Genomic DNA, 14,519 nt, shown 5'->3' with positions numbered 1-14,519 from the left:
GTCACTCCGGGATGGGTCGGGTCCGGGTGGCGTCCCAGGGGCGCTCCCACCCCAAGCGCTCGAACAGGCGGGCGATGATGCCGGCGGTGAAGCCCCAGAGGGGGACGTCCGTGCCGATGTCGAAGGCGGGTCCGGTCCAGCCCGAGGGGTGCACGACGCTGAAGCGGCGGTCGGGGTCGAGCAGCAGGTCGAGCGGCGTGGGCAGCACCTTCTCGACCTCGTCGGGGCTGTGCGCGTGCAGGGGGCGCGGGTCGGTCCAGTAGCCGAGCACGGGGGTCACCGCGTGGTTGCTCGGCGGCAGCCACAGCGTGGGCAGGGAGCCGAAGACGATGACCTCGGTCGGGTCGAGGCCGACCTCCTCCTGCGCCTCGCGCAGCGCGGTGTGGACGGGATCGCGGTCGGTGGCGTCCTGCCGCCCGCCGGGGAACGAGATCTGCCGCGCGTGGCTGCGCAGCGTGGCCGCGCGCTCGGTGAGCAGCAGCTCGCGGCCCTGCTCGCCGTCGGCGAAGAGCATCAGCACGGCGGCAGGACGGGCCTCCGCCGGCGGGTGCGGGAACCTTGGGGCCAGGTGCTCGGCCTCGACCGAGTCGAGCATCTCGGCGAGCGGGTGGAGCCACTCCGGCAGTCCGACGAGGGGAGCGGCCGCGTGGGAGGAGTCGGTCATGCAGGCCCCTGCGTGGTGACGAGCGCCTCGGCCACCTCGGGGTCGGTGGGCCCCAGGCCGTAGGAGGGGCACCACTGCGCGACGGGGCAGGCGCCGCAGGCGGGCACCTTCGCGTGGCAGCGACGGCGCCCGTGCCAGATGACGTGGTGGCACAGCATCGTCCAGTCGCTGCGCGGGAACAGGGCGCCGACGGCGTGCTCGGTCTTCACGGGGTCCTTCGCGGTCGCCTCGTCGACCCACTCCCACCGGCGCACGAGGCGGGCGAAGTGCGTGTCGACGGTGATTCCGGGGACGTCGAAGGCGTTGCCGAGGACGACGTTCGCGGTCTTGCGGCCGACGCCCGGCAGGGAGACCAGGTCGGGCAGCCTCCCCGGGACCTCGCCGTCGAAACGCTCGACGAGCGCAGACGACAGACCCAGGATGCTCTCGGTCTTGGCGCGGAAGAAGCCGGTGGGCCGGACGATCTCCTCGACCGCCGCGCGGTCGGCACCGGCGAGCGCGACGGCGTCGGGATACGCCGCGAAGAGGGCGGGCGTGATCGCGTTGACGCGGCGATCGGTGGTCTGGGCCGACAGCACCGTGGCCACCAGCAGCTGGAAGGGATTCTCGAAGTCGAGCTCGCACCGGGCGTCGGGGTAGGTCTGCGCCAGGACCCGGTTGATCTTGCGTGCGCGCCGCACGAGGGACGTGGCCGGACGCGAGAGCGCGGGCGTCGATTCGGCTGGCACGCTAACACCGTATCCGGACACATCACACGCGCGCGGGCCCAAGGTGGGTGTGATCTGGGTTGCATGTGGGAAACTAAGCCTGTGACCGACGAAGTTCTGCGCCAAGCTCCTCTGTTCAACGGCCTCGACGACGACGCCTCCGGCGCGCTCGAGTCCTCCATGTCGCCGGTGACCCTGCGCCGCGGCGAGGTCCTGTTCGGCGAGGGCGACGAGGGTGACCAGCTCTACGTCGTCATCGAGGGCAAGATCAAGCTCGGCCGTCGCTCGGTCGACGGTCGCGAGAACCTCATCGCGATCCTGGGCCCCGGACAGATGTTCGGCGAGCTCTCCTTCTTCGACCCGGGCCCGCGCTCGGCCACGGCCACCGCCGTCACCGACACCGAGCTGCGCAGCCTCGGCCACAGCGCGCTCAACCCCGTGCTCCAGTCGCACCCTGACGTCGCCTACGCCCTGCTGAACCAGCTCGCCGGGCGCCTGCGCCGCACCAACGAGGTCGTGGGCGACCTCGTGTTCTCCGACGTCCCCGGTCGCGTCTCCAAGGCGCTGCTCGACCTCGCCGCCCGCTTCGGTCGCGAGGCCGACGACGGCATCCACGTCAACCACGACCTCACGCAGGAGGAGCTGGCGCAGCTCGTCGGGGCCTCGCGCGAGACGGTCAACAAGGCGCTGGCCGACTTCGCGTCGCGCGGCTGGCTGCGCCTCGAGCCCCGCTCGGTCATCATCCTCGACCTCGAGCGGCTCAAGCGCCGCTCCCGCTGACGCTCAGCGGGCTCACGGAGACGTGATCTCGATACGGCGTCTCGCTGCGCTCGCCGCCACTCGATCACCGGTCGGTGGTTGAGTAGCTGGCGAGGAACGAGCCGCGTATCGAAACCACCGCGAAGTGGTCGAGATCGGTCACGCCTCTTCGAGGTACTCCAGCTGGGCGCGCACCGAGAGCTCGGCGGCCCCCCACAGCACGGGATCGACGTCGGCGTAGACGGTCTCCACCACCTCGCGGGCGGTGCGAGCGCCGCGCGAGACCGCGTCGCGCACCTGGTCGAGGCGCTCCTCGCGGTGCGTGAGGTAGAAGTCCAGGACGGCGCCCGGATCCGTGACGACCGGCCCGTGGCCGGGCAGGATCGTCGAGACGTGTCCGTCGGTCACCAGCGAGCGGAACCGGCGCACGGACTCCAGGTATGGACCGAGCGCCCCGTCGGGGTGGGCCACGACGGTGGTGCCGCGGCCCAGCACCATGTCACCGCTGAGCAGGGCACGATCCTGTGGCAGCACGAACGCCACCGAGTCCTTCGTGTGGCCCGGTGCGGCCACCACGTCGATGAGGAGGCCGTCGAGGTCGATCCGCTCCCCGTCGGTCAGCGGCTCGGCGTCCCGGGTGTACTCCGGCGAGATCGCCCGGGTGGGTGCGCCCGTGGTCCGGACGATGGAGTCGAGGGCGTCGGTGTGGTCGCCGTGGTGGTGCGTGAAGAGGACGAGTGCCACCTCGCCCGCAGCGGCCACGACGGCATCGAGGTGCTCCGCGAGGTCGGGGCCGGGGTCGACGACGACCGAGCGCGAGGCGCCGGGCTCGCGCAGGATCCAGGTGTTCGTGCCGTCGAGGGTCATGATCCCGGGGTTGTCGGCCAGGATGAACGACGCGCGCTCGGTGACGTGCTGACGCTCGCTCACAGGTGCTCCTCCCGCTCGAGCTCGAGCCACCACTGGCCGTCCTGCTGGACGAGTTGCGGCTCGATGGGACGGATCTCGCGCGTGGCGGCCGCCACGAGCACCTCGGCGGCGGGAAGGGGTGCCAGCTCGCGGCACGTGACCGCGGTGGGCGGCAGCATCGCCGCACGGCCCTCGTCCACGAGCGCCAGCACTTGCGACAGGGGCGCCCAGAGCGACTTGTCGGCCTCGGTGCTGACGGTGCCGATTCGCTGGCCGCGTGGCAGAGCGGCGACGAAGAACCGGGTGTCGTAGCGGCGCGGCTCGAGCGCCGGGGTGATCCAGTGCGCCCACGCGCCGAGGAGGTCGGCGCGGAGCACCAGCTTCTCGTCGGCGAGGAAGCGCGCGAACGACAGCTCCTTGGCCTCGAGTGCCTCGCGGGCCCAAGCCAGGTCGGTGGTGTCGCCCACGATGGAGTCCTCGTCGGGGCCGGCCAGCAGCACGCCGGTCTCCTCGAACGTCTCGCGGACGGCCGCGACCACGAGGCGGCCGGCCAGCTCGGGGGAGCAGGTGAACCGCTCGGCCCACGCCTCGGGAGGCGGACCCACCCACGTCATCGGCTCGCCGTCGTCGTCCTGCACGCCGCCGCCGGGGAAGACGTACATGCCCGCGGCGAAGGCCATGCCGGAGTGGCGGCGCATGAGGAAGGCCTCGAGGCCCTCGGCGCCGTCACGCACGACGGCGATGGTCGCGGCGTCCCTGGGTGCGGCGGCCGTGGCGGGATCGAAGTCCCGGAGCCGCGCCTGCATGGGTGCCGGAAGGGGAACCAGCACGTCAGGCCACCTCGACGACCGCGTCGATCTCGACGGGCGTGTCCATCGGGAGGACGGCGACGCCCACGGCGCTGCGCGTGTGCGAGCCGGCGGCGCCGAACGCGGCGGCCATCAGGTCGCTCGCGCCGTTGGCCACGGCCGGCTGGCCCGTGAAGTCGGGCGCGCTGGCCACGAAGACGTTCAGCTTCACGACCCGCACGACCGAGTCGAGGTCGACCACCGAGGCGATCGCCGCGATGACGTTCAGGGCGCACAGTCGCGCGTACTCCTGGGCATCCTCGGGCGAGACCTCGGCGCCGACCTTGCCGGTGCCCGGCAGGACGCCGTCGACGAACGGCAGCTGGCCCGACGTGTACACGTGGCTGCCGCTGCGCAGGGCGGGGACGTAGGACGCCACCGGTGCAGCGACCTCGGGCACGCTGATGCCCATCGACGCGAGGCGTTCGACGACGGCACCCATGTCAGGCCACCGGGCGCTTGAAGTAGGCGACGAGGTTCTCCGGGTTCATGCCGGGCACGATCTGCACCAGCTCCCAGCCGTCACGGCCGAAGTTGTCGAGGATCTGCTTGGTCGCATGGACGAGCACCGGGGCCGTCAGGTATTCCCACTTGGTCATGGGGCCGACTGTATCCCGCACGGGCGGGCGCGGTTCTCGCCCGACACTTCCGTCGCACCCTCGGTAGTCTCGACGACGTGGCGAACTCGACCCCCCTGCACGTGGTGACGGGCAAGGGCGGCACCGGCAAGACCACGGTGGCCGCCGCCCTCGCCCTCGCCCTCGCCGGGCGCGGACTCACGGTGCTGCTGTGCGAGGTCGAGGGGCGTCAGGGCATCGCGCAGCTCTTCGACGTGCCCCCGCTGCCCTACGAGGAGCGCCGCATCGCCACGAGCGACGCCGGGGGCCACGTCCACGCGCTCGCGATCGATCCCGAGGCGGCGCTGCTGGAGTACCTGCAGATGTACTACCGCCTCGGCCGCGCGGGCCGGGCCCTCGACAAGTTCGGCGTCATCGACTTCGCCACGACGATCGCGCCGGGCGTGCGCGACGTGCTGCTGACCGGCAAGGTCTACGAGGCCGCCCGCCGTCGCAAGGGCGGCAAGTCCTCCGACTTCGTCTACGACGCGGTGGTGGTCGACGCGCCGCCCACGGGCCGCATCGCGCGCTTCCTCGGGGTCAACGACGACGTCGCCGGCCTGGCCAAGGTCGGCCCGATCAAGACCCAGTCCGAGTCGATCATGACGATGATGCGCAGTCCGCAGACGGCCGTGCACCTCGTCACCGTGCTGGAGGAGATGCCCGTGCAGGAGACGCTCGACGGCATCGACGAGCTGACCCGCGAGGGCCTGCCCGTCGGTCATGTCGTGGTGAACCTCGTCCGTCCGTCCCTGCTGTCGGACGACACCGTCGAGGCCCTCGAGGCGGGGCGGCTCGACGCGAAGGCGGTGGCTCCCGTGCTGGAGCGGGCCGGCCTGCCGCGCGAGGCCGCCGCCACGCTCGTGGCCGACGGGTTCGGCCACGTCGAGCGCCAGCACCTCCAGACCGAGCAGCAGCGGATCATCGACGGGTGCAGCCGGCCGCACGTGTCGTTGCCCTTGCTCACCGGCGGCATCGACCTCGGCGCGCTGCAGGACCTCGCGGAGCAGCTCGCGCCCCTCGTGGAGGACGCCCGATGAGCACCCGGGTGACGACGACGCCCAAGGAGCGCCGGCCGCGCACCGAGCGCCGCCTCTCCAGCACCGAGCAGCCGGCACGCATCGACGTCGACGCCCTGATCGCCGATCCGAAGACCCGCATCGTCGTGTGCTGCGGCTCGGGCGGCGTCGGCAAAACCACCACGGCGGCGGCGCTCGCCCTGCGCGCCGCCGAGAGCGGCCGCACCGTCTGCGTGCTCACGATCGACCCCGCGCGCCGCCTGGCCCAGTCGCTGGGACTGCTCGAGCTGGACAACACGCCCCGCCCGGTGCAGGGGATCGACTCGTCGGCCGGCGGATCGCTGGACGCGATGATGCTCGACATGAAGACCACCTTCGACGAGGTGGTCGAGTCGCACGCCTCGCCGGAGAAGGCGGCGGAGATCCTCACCAATCCGTTCTACGTCGCGCTGTCGAGCTCGTTCGCGGGCACGCAGGAGTACATGGCGATGGAGAAGCTCGGCCAGCTGCACGCGGAGGACCGGTGGGACCTCATCGTCGTCGACACGCCTCCGTCGCGCTCGGCGCTGGACTTCCTCGACGCGCCCGAGCGGCTCTCGTCACTGCTCGACGGCCGGTTCATCCGCCTCATGCTGGCGCCCGCGCGTGGCCCGGCGCGGCTGCTGTCGGCGGGACTGGGGATCGTCACGGCCGCGCTCAACAAGGTGCTCGGCGCCCAGGTGCTCACCGACATGCAGACGTTCATCGCGGCGTTCGACACGCTCTTCGGCGGCTTCCGCCAGCGCGCGGAGGCGACGTTCTCGCTCCTGCAGGCGGAGGGGACGGCGTTCCTGGTGATCGCGGCGCCCGAGTCGGCGGCGATGCGCGAGGCGGCCTACTTCGTGGAGCGGCTGGCGGCCGACGACATGCCGCTGGCCGGCCTCGTGGTGAACCGCGTCCACGACGAGTCGGCGGCGGGGGTCTCGGCGGCCGACGCGGAGTCCGCGTCGCCCCGGCTGGCCCAGGGCAAGGCGGCCGAGCGGCGGACGGCCGAGCTGCTCGACGTCCATGCCGAGCGGATGCGTCTGGCGGAGCGGGAGAACCGGCTGCGTGAGCGGTTCAGTGCGGCCCACCGGAACGTGGAGGTCGTGCCCGTGCCCGCGCTGGACACGGACGTCCACGACCTCGTCGGACTCAGGGTGATCGGCGACCACCTCGGCGCCCCGTAGGGCGTCTGAGGAAGGTCAGCTGGCGGTGACCAGCAGCTCGCGCCACTTGCGCACGTTGGGCTTGCGGCGCAGCAGCGCACGGCGCTCGCGCTCGGTCATGCCGCCCCACACGCCCCACTCGATGCGGTTGTCGAGGGCTTCGGCGAGGCACTCGGCCCGGACGTCGCACCCGTTGCAGACGAGCTTGGCGCGGTTCTGCTCAGCGCCCTTGACGAAGAGATCGTCGGACTTTCCCAAGCAGGCTGCGTCCTGAGACCAGTTGTTGTTCCACATGCGCAGAGACCTTTCCCGAGATCCCGCCGGTCCCCGTGACCGGAAGGAGGTTTGTTTCTGCTGTGACTTCAGCGTAGGGATCAGGAAGCGAACCGGACAGATTCGTCCGGGTAGTTGATACATAGTTCCAACTAGTCATGCGGGCCTCGTCCGCGCCGCGTGCGCGCTGGCGAATCCGGTTGCCGATCTCCCGTATCCTCGTGTCCATGGCTTGGCAGGACATGGGTGACTCGATCAAGAAGGTCGCCGAGAGCGAACCACGGCCGACGTCCAAGCTGGGGGCGATCGGCTCGATCGCGTGGCTCTCGGCGCTGGCCGGCGTGATCGTCGCGGCGATCTTCGTGCCGGGCACCGCCTTCCTGGCCGCCACCTCGAACAAGGCCAGCAAGGACATCGTCGACCTGCCGCTCGCGCTGCAGGACCTGCCGAACCCCCAGACCACCCGCCTGATCGCCTCCAACGGCAAGCGCGTCGCGTACTTCTACCAGGAGAACCGCCAGGACGTGCCGCTCGCGAAGATCGCCCCCGTCATGCAGACGGCGATCATCTCGATCGAGGACTACCGCTTCTACGAGCACGGCGCCCTCGACCTCAAGGGCACCCTGCGCGCCCTGATGAACAACGCCTCCGCGGGCAACACCCAGGGCGGCTCGTCGATCACCCAGCAGCTGGTGAAGCTGACCCTCGTGCAGCAGGCCACCACGAAGGAGCAGCGCGCCGCCGCCACCGAGGTCTCCACCGCGCGCAAGATCCGCGAGCTGAAGCTGGCGATCAACTACGAGAAGAAGTACTCCAAGGACGAGATCCTGGAGCACTACCTGAACATCGCCTACTTCGGCGACGGGGCGTACGGCATCCGCGCCGCGGCCTACCACTACTTCTCGGTCAGCCCCGACAAGCTCTCGACCGCCCAGGCCGCCACGCTGGCCGGACTGGTCCAGAACCCCGAGCAGTTCAACCCGCGCATCTACCCCGAGCGCGCGCTGCAGCGCCGCAACACGGTGCTCGGCGTCATGGCGCGGCTGGGCAAGGTCCCCGCCGCCGAGGCCGAGAAGCTCAGCGCCACCCCCATCGGCCTGAAGATCACCTCGTTCCCCAACGGCTGCGTCGACTCCGACGCCGCGTTCTCGTGCGACTACATCCGCCGCTACCTGCTGCAGGAGCCGGCGCTCGGCGAGACCGTCAAGCAGCGCCAGGCGATGCTCGAGCGCGGCGGCCTGACGATCAAGACCAACATCGACCTCTCGATGCAGAAGTCGGTCAACAAGGCCGTCACCAAGTACGTCGGCGCCAACGACAAGGCGATCGGCTCGCTGGCCCTCGTCGAGCCCGGCACCGGCAAGGTGCGCGCCATCGGCCAGTCGCGCTCGATGGGCAAGAAGAAGGGCGAGACGTACATCAACTTCTCCGTGCCCCGCCGGTACGGCGACTCGAACGGCTTCCAAGCCGGCTCGACCTTCAAGATGTTCACCGCCGCCGCGGCCCTCGAGGACGGGATCCCGGCGAGCAAGTCCTACAACTCGCCGCAGACGATGAAGATCCCCACGGGCACCTACTTCGACTGCGACGGCAACGGCACGGGCCAGTGGGAGGTCAAGAACTCCACGGGCGCCGGCGGCTTCAACATGGTCACCGGCCTGCGCCGCTCGGTGAACACCTACTTCGCCCAGCTCGAGCGCGATGCGGGCCTGTGCGAGACGGTCAAGATGGCCAAGAAGCTGGGCATCCCCACCGCCGAGCCCGACGTCGACAAGGGCAGCCCCGGCAGCTACATCCCGTCGTTCACGCTGGGCCCGATCGACGTCAGCCCGCTCGACATGGCGGCCGCCTACGCCGCGCCCGCCGCCGGTGGCATGTACTGCGAGCCCCTGCCGGTCGCGGAGATCCTCGACCGCAGCGGCAAGACGATCAAGAAGTACAAGCCCGAGTGCAAGCGCGCGATGAGCAAGAAGACCGCCGCGACGGTGAACGCGATCCTCGTGGGTCTGCAGCAGCCGGGCGGCTTCGGCCACAGCAACGGCACGGGCCTGGGCATCCCCTCGGCGGCCAAGACCGGTACGACCAACGACAGCAAGGCCGTCTGGTACGTGGGCTACACCCCCGAGATCGCGGCGGCCTCGATGATCGCCGGCATCAACAAGAAGGGCCAGCCGGCCGGACTCGTCGGCACGACCCTGCGGGGCACGCCGGTGTCGTTCGCGCAGGCCGGCGGTTCGTCGCTGGCCGGTCCGCAGTGGAAGGCGGCGATGGGCGAGATCGAGAAGTCCCTCACCCCCGCCAAGTTCGACTCCGTCTCCCTGCCCTCGGCCGCCAAGGCGGCTCCGCGGCGCGGCGGTGGCGGCGATGACGACCGGGGCCGCGGACGCGGTCGCGGCGGGGACGACGACTGAGCGAACTCAGGCGCCCAGCTGGCGCCTGACCTCGGCCGCCACGGCCCCGCCGTCGGCCCGGCCCTTGGTCTGCGCCGTCACGGCGCCCATGACCTTGCCCATGGCCTTCATGCCCTCGCCGGCGGCGCCGGTCTGCTCGATGACCCCGGCGACGAGCGCGGAGATCTCCTCGTCGCTCAGCGGCTCGGGGAGGTACTCGGCCAGGATCGCCGCCTCGGCGCGCTCCTTGTCGGCCAGCTCGGGGCGGTTGCCCTCGTCGAACGCGGTGGCCGACTCGCGGCGCTTCTTGGCCTCCGACGAGAGCACGGTGAGCACGTCGTCGTCGGTCAGCTCGCGCGCCTCCTTGCCGGCCACCTCGGCGTTGGTGATCGCGGCGAGCACCATGCGGATCACGGAGGTGCGCAGCGCGTCACGCGACTTGAGGGCGGTGTTGAGGTCGTCGCGGAGCTGGTCCTTGAGAGCTGACATGCGCCCATTCTCCCACCGCCCCGCGACGGCCCGTCAGTGCCGCGGCTCCCAGCGGAACAGCCGCTTCGTCAGGTCGTAGCCCACGTAGGTCCACAGGGCGAGTCCCGCGACGGCGACGCCGACGTTGCCGTACACGTCGATCTCGTAGGCGGCCCGCACCAAGGTCACGAGGGCGCCGCCGGGGGTGAGGTCCAGCCAGGGGTTCTCGGTGATGGGCGAGGCGATCAGGGTGCCGAGCGCGAGCGCCACGAAGGGCATGCTCGAGATCTGGGCGGCGCTGGGGTTCGGCGTCAGGGCGGCGGTCGCGGTGGCGGCGGTGACGCAGGCCGCGAGCAGCCCGACGAGGGCCAGGACGAGCCACCACCACGCGCCGGGAACACCGTTGCCGAGGGCGATCATGACGGCCATGACGGCCGCGCTCTGGAGCAGGCACAGCGCGACGGGCGGGAGCAGGAGTCCGGTCAGGATGACCAGGTCCGGGGACTCGCCCGAGCGCAGCCGCTTGAGGAACAGGTCCTGCCGCCGCGTCACGAGCGTCGTCGTCGCGGTGATGTAGACGGTGAACGTCACGAAGAACATGACGACCATCGAGACCATGCCGACGGACGCGACCGCGTCGCCGGAGGCCTCGACGGCGGCGTCGCGCTGCACGAACAGGAACACCGCGAACATCAGCGGCAGCAGCGTGGCGCTGAACAGCACGGCCTTGGAACGGGCGATGAGGCGGAACTCGGAGCCGGCGATGGCCCGGATGCGGGCGATCGACGTCGGCGATGCATGGGTCGTGGTGCTCATGAGGCATCCTCCAGTCGGGTGTGGCTGACGCGGGAGAAGATCTCGGAGAGGCTGGCCTCCGAGGCGTTGAGGCGTTCGAGGCGGTGGCCGTGCTGGTCGGCCCAGCGCAGCAGCCGCCCCAGCGAGGTCTGCAGGTCGTCGACGTCGAGCCGGACCCGACCCGCCTCGATCTGCACGCCGACGGGGTCGACGACGGTGCGCAGCTCGCGGTCCAGGTCGGCGCCCGGACGGTCGGCGATGCTGAACTCGATCGCGGCCGGGGCGGTGCCGATCACGTCGGTCAGCGTGCCCTCGGTGGCGAGGCGGCCCTCGTGCATGATCGCGACGCGGTCAGCGAGGGCCTCGGCCTCCTCGAGGTAGTGCGTGGTCAGGACGACGGTCGTGCCGCTCGCCTTGAGGTCGGCGACGAAGCGCCATGCGGACTCGCGCGACTCGGGGTCGAGGCCCGCGGTCGGCTCGTCCAGGAACAGCACCTCGGGCCGGTTCAGCGTCGCCAGGACGAGGTCGAGCCGTCGCCGCTGGCCACCCGAGAGCTGGACGACGCGGGTGCCCGCGCGGTCCGCCAGGGAGAGCCGCTCCAGCGCCTCGTCGGTCGGGCCGGGGTTGGTCGTCAGGCTGGCCCACAGGTCGACCGTCTCGCGCACCGTGAGGTCACCCGCGAAGCCGGTCTCCTGCAGCATGATGCCGAGCCGGGGCCGCAGGGCGGCGCGATCGGCGACGGGGTCCAGCCCCAGGATGCGCACCCGCCCGCCGTCGGCCGCGCGATGGCCCTCGAGGGTCTCCATGGTCGTGGTCTTGCCCGCGCCGTTGGTGCCGAGCAGGGCGAAGAGCTCACCGCGGTGCACGGTGAGGTCGACGTCCCGTACGGCGGTGAAGTCGCCGTACGAGCACACGAGTCCCCGGGCCTCGATCACGGTGCTGTCGTTGGTCTCCATGGCTCCACCCTCGTCGACCCGCGGCCGCCCCCACCAGAGCGTGGCGTCACCACGACTGATGACATCTGTCATGCGCCTCCTCGGCTACGGTCGAGCCGTGAGCTCGAACCCCGACGGCTTCCTCGCGACGTGGCGCTACACGGCCGTGAGCCTGTGGCTCTACGTGGCGCTCGGGCTCGCCGGGCCGGTCGTGCGCGCGGCCGCGGACCTCCTCGAGGGCACGGCGGTGCTCCGCAACGCGCTGCTGCTCGTGGTCATCGCCGCGGTCGTCCTGCTCTCGTGCCGCCCGCTGGTCGCCTCTGCACGCGCCGGGCTCGGGCACGAGCGGCTCACGTGGGAGCAGCGGGGGCTGTACCTCGCACCGGCGCTCCTGGTCCTGCCGCTGGCGTGGATCCCGCCGGCCTTCCCCGTCGGCATCGTGATGGTGCCGTGGCTGGTGGTGTCCCTGCTGGCGGTCGACCTCGCCGCGCGCCGACGCATCCTCCTTCTGGTCGTGACGCTGCCCCTGCTCGTGGGCGTGTACGCCGTCGGGGGATGGGAGCAGCTGCGCGACCTCGATGTCGAGGGCGGCTACGTGCTGGGCTACCTGGCCCTCTTCCTGCCGGCGGTCTGCATCTTCCAGGTCTGGCTGTGGCAGCTCATGCTCCACGTCCGCTCGAGCGGTGAGGCCCAGGCCGACCTGGCGGCCGTGCGCGAGCGCCTGCGCCTCGCCGCCGACCTCCACGACGTCCAGGGCCACCACCTCCAGGTCATCGCGCTGAAGGCCGAGCTGGCCGAGCGGCAGCTCGACAGCGACCCGGATGCCGCCCGCGCGTCGATGGCCGAGGTCCAGCAGATCGCCCGCGCCGCCATCACCGAGACGAAGGAGATCGTGCGCGGCTACCGGCGCACGAGCCTGCGCGAGGAGATCGCGAACGCCGCCGCCGTGCTCGAGGCGACGGGCGCCGAGGTCGTGGTCGAGTGCTCCGAGGATCTCGACCGGCCGCTGTTCGCGCTGGCGCTGCGCGAGGCGACCACGAACATCCTGCGCCACAGCGACGCGACGTCGGTGCGGATCTCCGCGGTGCCGGACCGGCTCACGATCGTCAACGACGGCGCGGCCGAGCCGGCGGTCTCGTCGCACGGCTCGGGCCTCGCGTCGCTCACCGAGCGCGTGGCCGCCGCCGGTGGTCGCCTCTCCGTGCGGCGCGAAGGCGACGTCTTCACCGTCGAGGTGCTCACGTGATCCGGGTCGTGGTCGTCGACGACGAGGAGATGATCCGCAGCGCGATCGTGGCGCTGCTGGCGCTGGAGGACGACCTCGACGTCGTGGGCGAGGCGGCCAACGGCGCCGACGGTCTCGACCTGGTGCGGCTGCACGAGCCCGACGTGGTGCTGCTCGACCTCGAGATGCCTCCCACCGACGGGATCGAGGTGGCCACCCAGATCGACGGCCGCTCGCGCTCGGTCCTGATGACCCGCCACGCGCGACCGGGGGTGCTGCGTCGCGCCATGGCGGCGGGGGTCGCGGGCTTCGTGCCCAAGTCCAGCCCGGTCTCGGCGCTGGCCGAGGTGATCCGCCAGGTCGCCGCGGGCAAGCGCTACGTCGACTCCGAGGTCGCGGCCGCCGCCCTCGAGGCCGAGTCCTGTCCGCTGTCGGATCGCGAGCTGGACGCCCTGCGGCTGACCCGGCGGCACCTCTCGGTCGCCGAGATCGCCGGGACGCTGCACCTCGCCGAGGGCACGGTGCGCAACTACCTGTCGAACGCGATGGCCAAGACGGACACGTCGTCACGGCACGAGGCTGCCGAGCACGCCTACGAGCACGGCTGGATCTGACGGCGCTCCGGTCCCCGCCACTAGGCTGGCCGCATGGGACTGGGCCGGCTGCTGACCGCGACGACGGCGCTCGGGCTGGGCACCCTGGCCTACTCCTACGTCGAGGCCTCGCGCCGCTTCGTCGTCCGGGAGTTCACGGCACCGGTGCTGCCCGCGGGGCACGACCCGATCCGGGTGCTGCACCTGTCGGACATCCACCTCACCCCCGGTCAGCGGGCCAAGCAGGAGTGGCTGGAGTCCCTCGCGGCGCTCGAGCCCGACCTCGTGGTGGACACCGGCGACAACCTCGCCCACCGCGACGCCGTGGCGCCTCTCGTGACCTCGCTGGCCGGTCTGCTGCAGGTGCCGGGCGTGTTCGTCTTCGGCTCGAACGACTACTACTCGCCGAAGCTGAAGAATCCCGCGACCTACCTGAGCGGCGGCACCGGCGTGGACGTCGGCGGAGACTGGGAACGTCCGCGCGACCTGCCGTTCGAGGAGCTGCGCACGGTGCTGACGCACCAGGGCTGGCGCGATCTCAACAACGCTCGCGACGTGCTGACCGTCAACGGCACCCGGATCGCCTTCACGGGCGTCGACGACCCGCACCTGCGGTTCGACCGCCTCGACCACCAGCCGGCCGATGCCACGGCCGACCTGCGGATCGGCGTCGCGCACGCACCCTACCTGCGCGTGCTGGACTCCTTCAACGCCGCGGGCAACGAGCTCATCCTGGCCGGGCACACCCACGGCGGGCAGCTGCAGGTCCCGGGGTTCGGTGCGCTCGTGACCAACTGCGACATCGACCGGGGGCGGGCGAACGGCCTGCACACGCATCGCACGCCCGGGCACGACGCGTCCTGGCTGCACGTGTCGGCCGGCTGCGGCACGTCGCCGTTCACGCCGTTCAGATTCTGTTGCCGCCCCGAGGCGACAGTCCTCACCCTGACCGGGTAGAATTCCTGAGGTTGCACACGGGGTGTGGCGCAGCTTGGTAGCGCGCGTCGTTCGGGACGACGAGGCCGCAGGTTCAAATCCTGTCACCCCGACCCACCGATGTCTCAGGACATCGAGCACAGCCGGACCTGCATACGCGGGTTCGGCTGTTGTCATTCCCGGGGTCCCTTGCG

Annotated in this window: 17 protein-coding genes and 1 tRNA gene; 8 read left to right on the top strand and 10 right to left on the bottom strand. The window is 71.4% G+C overall.

Features of this window, described 5'->3' with window-relative positions:
* Position 1: 1 nt before the first annotated feature.
* The gene (locus tag H1W00_RS02810; RefSeq protein ID WP_181753419.1) at positions 2 to 664 is read right to left on the bottom strand and encodes an NUDIX hydrolase; all 663 of its coding nucleotides are present in this window, start codon (positions 662 to 664) and stop codon (positions 2 to 4) included.
* The gene (gene nth / locus H1W00_RS02805; RefSeq protein WP_338072807.1) at positions 661 to 1,392 is read right to left on the bottom strand and encodes an endonuclease III; all 732 of its coding nucleotides are present in this window, start codon (positions 1,390 to 1,392) and stop codon (positions 661 to 663) included. The genes H1W00_RS02810 and nth overlap by 4 nt, the downstream gene beginning before the upstream one ends.
* 81 nt (positions 1,393 to 1,473) lie before the next feature.
* On the opposite strand from nth, the gene H1W00_RS02800 reads away from it, so the two are divergent.
* Positions 1,474 to 2,151 (top strand): Crp/Fnr family transcriptional regulator, encoded by a 678-nt coding sequence (locus H1W00_RS02800; RefSeq protein WP_286930812.1) that lies wholly within the window; start codon positions 1,474 to 1,476, stop codon positions 2,149 to 2,151.
* A 138-nt stretch (positions 2,152 to 2,289) separates the two neighbouring features.
* Here the strand turns inward: H1W00_RS02800 and H1W00_RS02795 are convergent, their stop codons facing one another.
* From H1W00_RS02795 to H1W00_RS02780, 4 genes are read right to left on the bottom strand one after another with little or no spacing between them, the layout of a single operon-like run.
* The gene (locus H1W00_RS02795) at positions 2,290 to 3,060 is read right to left on the bottom strand and encodes an MBL fold metallo-hydrolase (RefSeq protein WP_338072806.1); all 771 of its coding nucleotides are present in this window, start codon (positions 3,058 to 3,060) and stop codon (positions 2,290 to 2,292) included.
* Positions 3,057 to 3,869 carry an NUDIX hydrolase gene (locus tag H1W00_RS02790; protein WP_181753416.1) on the bottom strand — a complete coding sequence of 271 codons (813 nt, stop codon included), beginning with the start codon at positions 3,867 to 3,869 and terminating at the stop codon, positions 3,057 to 3,059. Before H1W00_RS02790 ends, H1W00_RS02795 begins: the two co-directional genes overlap by 4 nt.
* 1 nt (position 3,870) lies before the next feature.
* Positions 3,871 to 4,329: a RidA family protein gene (locus H1W00_RS02785; RefSeq protein ID WP_181753415.1), complete on the bottom strand. Its 459-nt coding sequence runs from the start codon at positions 4,327 to 4,329 to the stop codon at positions 3,871 to 3,873.
* A gap of 1 nt (position 4,330) precedes the next feature.
* The gene (locus tag H1W00_RS02780) at positions 4,331 to 4,486 is read right to left on the bottom strand and encodes a Sp36 family protein (RefSeq protein WP_153302903.1); all 156 of its coding nucleotides are present in this window, start codon (positions 4,484 to 4,486) and stop codon (positions 4,331 to 4,333) included.
* 77 nt (positions 4,487 to 4,563) lie between these two features.
* On the opposite strand from H1W00_RS02780, the gene bagA reads away from it, so the two are divergent.
* Entirely contained in the window at positions 4,564 to 5,544 is a 981-nt protein-coding gene (gene bagA / locus H1W00_RS02775) for an ATPase BagA (RefSeq protein WP_181753414.1), read from the top strand.
* A complete protein-coding gene (gene bagB / locus H1W00_RS02770) occupies positions 5,541 to 6,731 on the top strand; it encodes an ArsA family ATPase (protein WP_181753413.1) in 1,191 nt (396 codons plus the stop codon). The genes bagA and bagB overlap by 4 nt, the downstream gene beginning before the upstream one ends.
* 15 nt (positions 6,732 to 6,746) lie before the next feature.
* Here the strand turns inward: bagB and H1W00_RS02765 are convergent, their stop codons facing one another.
* Positions 6,747 to 7,004, bottom strand: a complete 258-nt coding sequence (locus tag H1W00_RS02765) for a WhiB family transcriptional regulator (protein WP_181753412.1) — start codon at positions 7,002 to 7,004, stop codon at positions 6,747 to 6,749.
* Between the two features lie 206 nt (positions 7,005 to 7,210).
* On the opposite strand from H1W00_RS02765, the gene H1W00_RS02760 reads away from it, so the two are divergent.
* The gene (locus H1W00_RS02760; RefSeq protein ID WP_181753411.1) at positions 7,211 to 9,394 is read left to right on the top strand and encodes a transglycosylase domain-containing protein; all 2,184 of its coding nucleotides are present in this window, start codon (positions 7,211 to 7,213) and stop codon (positions 9,392 to 9,394) included.
* Positions 9,395 to 9,400: 6 nt separating this feature from the next.
* Here H1W00_RS02760 and H1W00_RS02755 read toward each other — a convergent pair whose 3' ends face one another.
* From H1W00_RS02755 to H1W00_RS02745, 3 genes are read right to left on the bottom strand one after another with little or no spacing between them, the layout of a single operon-like run.
* The gene (locus H1W00_RS02755; RefSeq protein ID WP_181753409.1) at positions 9,401 to 9,862 is read right to left on the bottom strand and encodes a GatB/YqeY domain-containing protein; all 462 of its coding nucleotides are present in this window, start codon (positions 9,860 to 9,862) and stop codon (positions 9,401 to 9,403) included.
* Positions 9,863 to 9,895: 33 nt separating this feature from the next.
* Complete coding sequence (locus tag H1W00_RS02750; RefSeq protein ID WP_181753407.1) at positions 9,896 to 10,657, bottom strand: ABC transporter permease; 762 nt, start codon at positions 10,655 to 10,657, stop codon at positions 9,896 to 9,898.
* Positions 10,654 to 11,592 carry an ABC transporter ATP-binding protein gene (locus H1W00_RS02745; RefSeq protein WP_181753405.1) on the bottom strand — a complete coding sequence of 313 codons (939 nt, stop codon included), beginning with the start codon at positions 11,590 to 11,592 and terminating at the stop codon, positions 10,654 to 10,656. The genes H1W00_RS02750 and H1W00_RS02745 overlap by 4 nt, the downstream gene beginning before the upstream one ends.
* A 97-nt stretch (positions 11,593 to 11,689) precedes the next feature.
* On the opposite strand from H1W00_RS02745, the gene H1W00_RS16960 reads away from it, so the two are divergent.
* From H1W00_RS16960 to H1W00_RS02725, 4 genes are all read left to right on the top strand, one after another.
* Positions 11,690 to 12,817 carry a histidine kinase gene (locus H1W00_RS16960; RefSeq protein WP_181753404.1) on the top strand — a complete coding sequence of 376 codons (1,128 nt, stop codon included), beginning with the start codon at positions 11,690 to 11,692 and terminating at the stop codon, positions 12,815 to 12,817.
* The gene (locus H1W00_RS16955) at positions 12,814 to 13,410 is read left to right on the top strand and encodes a response regulator (RefSeq protein ID WP_181753402.1); all 597 of its coding nucleotides are present in this window, start codon (positions 12,814 to 12,816) and stop codon (positions 13,408 to 13,410) included. The genes H1W00_RS16960 and H1W00_RS16955 overlap by 4 nt, the downstream gene beginning before the upstream one ends.
* Positions 13,411 to 13,443: 33 nt before the next feature.
* Entirely contained in the window at positions 13,444 to 14,346 is a 903-nt protein-coding gene (locus tag H1W00_RS02730) for a metallophosphoesterase (protein WP_181753400.1), read from the top strand.
* Positions 14,347 to 14,364: 18 nt separating this feature from the next.
* A tRNA-Pro gene (locus tag H1W00_RS02725) sits at positions 14,365 to 14,438 on the top strand.
* Positions 14,439 to 14,519 lie beyond the last annotated feature (81 nt).

It is taken from the genome of Aeromicrobium phoceense (assembly GCF_013868155.1).
Classification (GTDB): Bacteria; Actinomycetota; Actinomycetes; order Propionibacteriales; family Nocardioidaceae; genus Aeromicrobium; species Aeromicrobium phoceense.
The sequence above is the reverse complement of the archived record's forward strand: the minus strand, read 5'-3'. Positions and strand labels throughout refer to the sequence as shown.

Coding starts and splice junctions, on each gene's coding strand:
- H1W00_RS02810 (WP_181753419.1), bottom strand. CDS start 664: ATGACCGACTCCTCCCACGCGGCCGCTCCCCTCGTCGGACTGCCGGAG.
- H1W00_RS02785 (WP_181753415.1), bottom strand. CDS start 4,329: ATGGGTGCCGTCGTCGAACGCCTCGCGTCGATGGGCATCAGCGTGCCC.
- H1W00_RS02780 (WP_153302903.1), bottom strand. CDS start 4,486: ATGACCAAGTGGGAATACCTGACGGCCCCGGTGCTCGTCCATGCGACC.
- bagB (WP_181753413.1), top strand. CDS start 5,541: ATGAGCACCCGGGTGACGACGACGCCCAAGGAGCGCCGGCCGCGCACC.
- H1W00_RS02765 (WP_181753412.1), bottom strand. CDS start 7,004: ATGTGGAACAACAACTGGTCTCAGGACGCAGCCTGCTTGGGAAAGTCC.
- H1W00_RS02760 (WP_181753411.1), top strand. CDS start 7,211: ATGGCTTGGCAGGACATGGGTGACTCGATCAAGAAGGTCGCCGAGAGC.
- H1W00_RS02755 (WP_181753409.1), bottom strand. CDS start 9,862: ATGTCAGCTCTCAAGGACCAGCTCCGCGACGACCTCAACACCGCCCTC.
- H1W00_RS02750 (WP_181753407.1), bottom strand. CDS start 10,657: ATGAGCACCACGACCCATGCATCGCCGACGTCGATCGCCCGCATCCGG.
- H1W00_RS02745 (WP_181753405.1), bottom strand. CDS start 11,592: ATGGAGACCAACGACAGCACCGTGATCGAGGCCCGGGGACTCGTGTGC.
- H1W00_RS02730 (WP_181753400.1), top strand. CDS start 13,444: ATGGGACTGGGCCGGCTGCTGACCGCGACGACGGCGCTCGGGCTGGGC.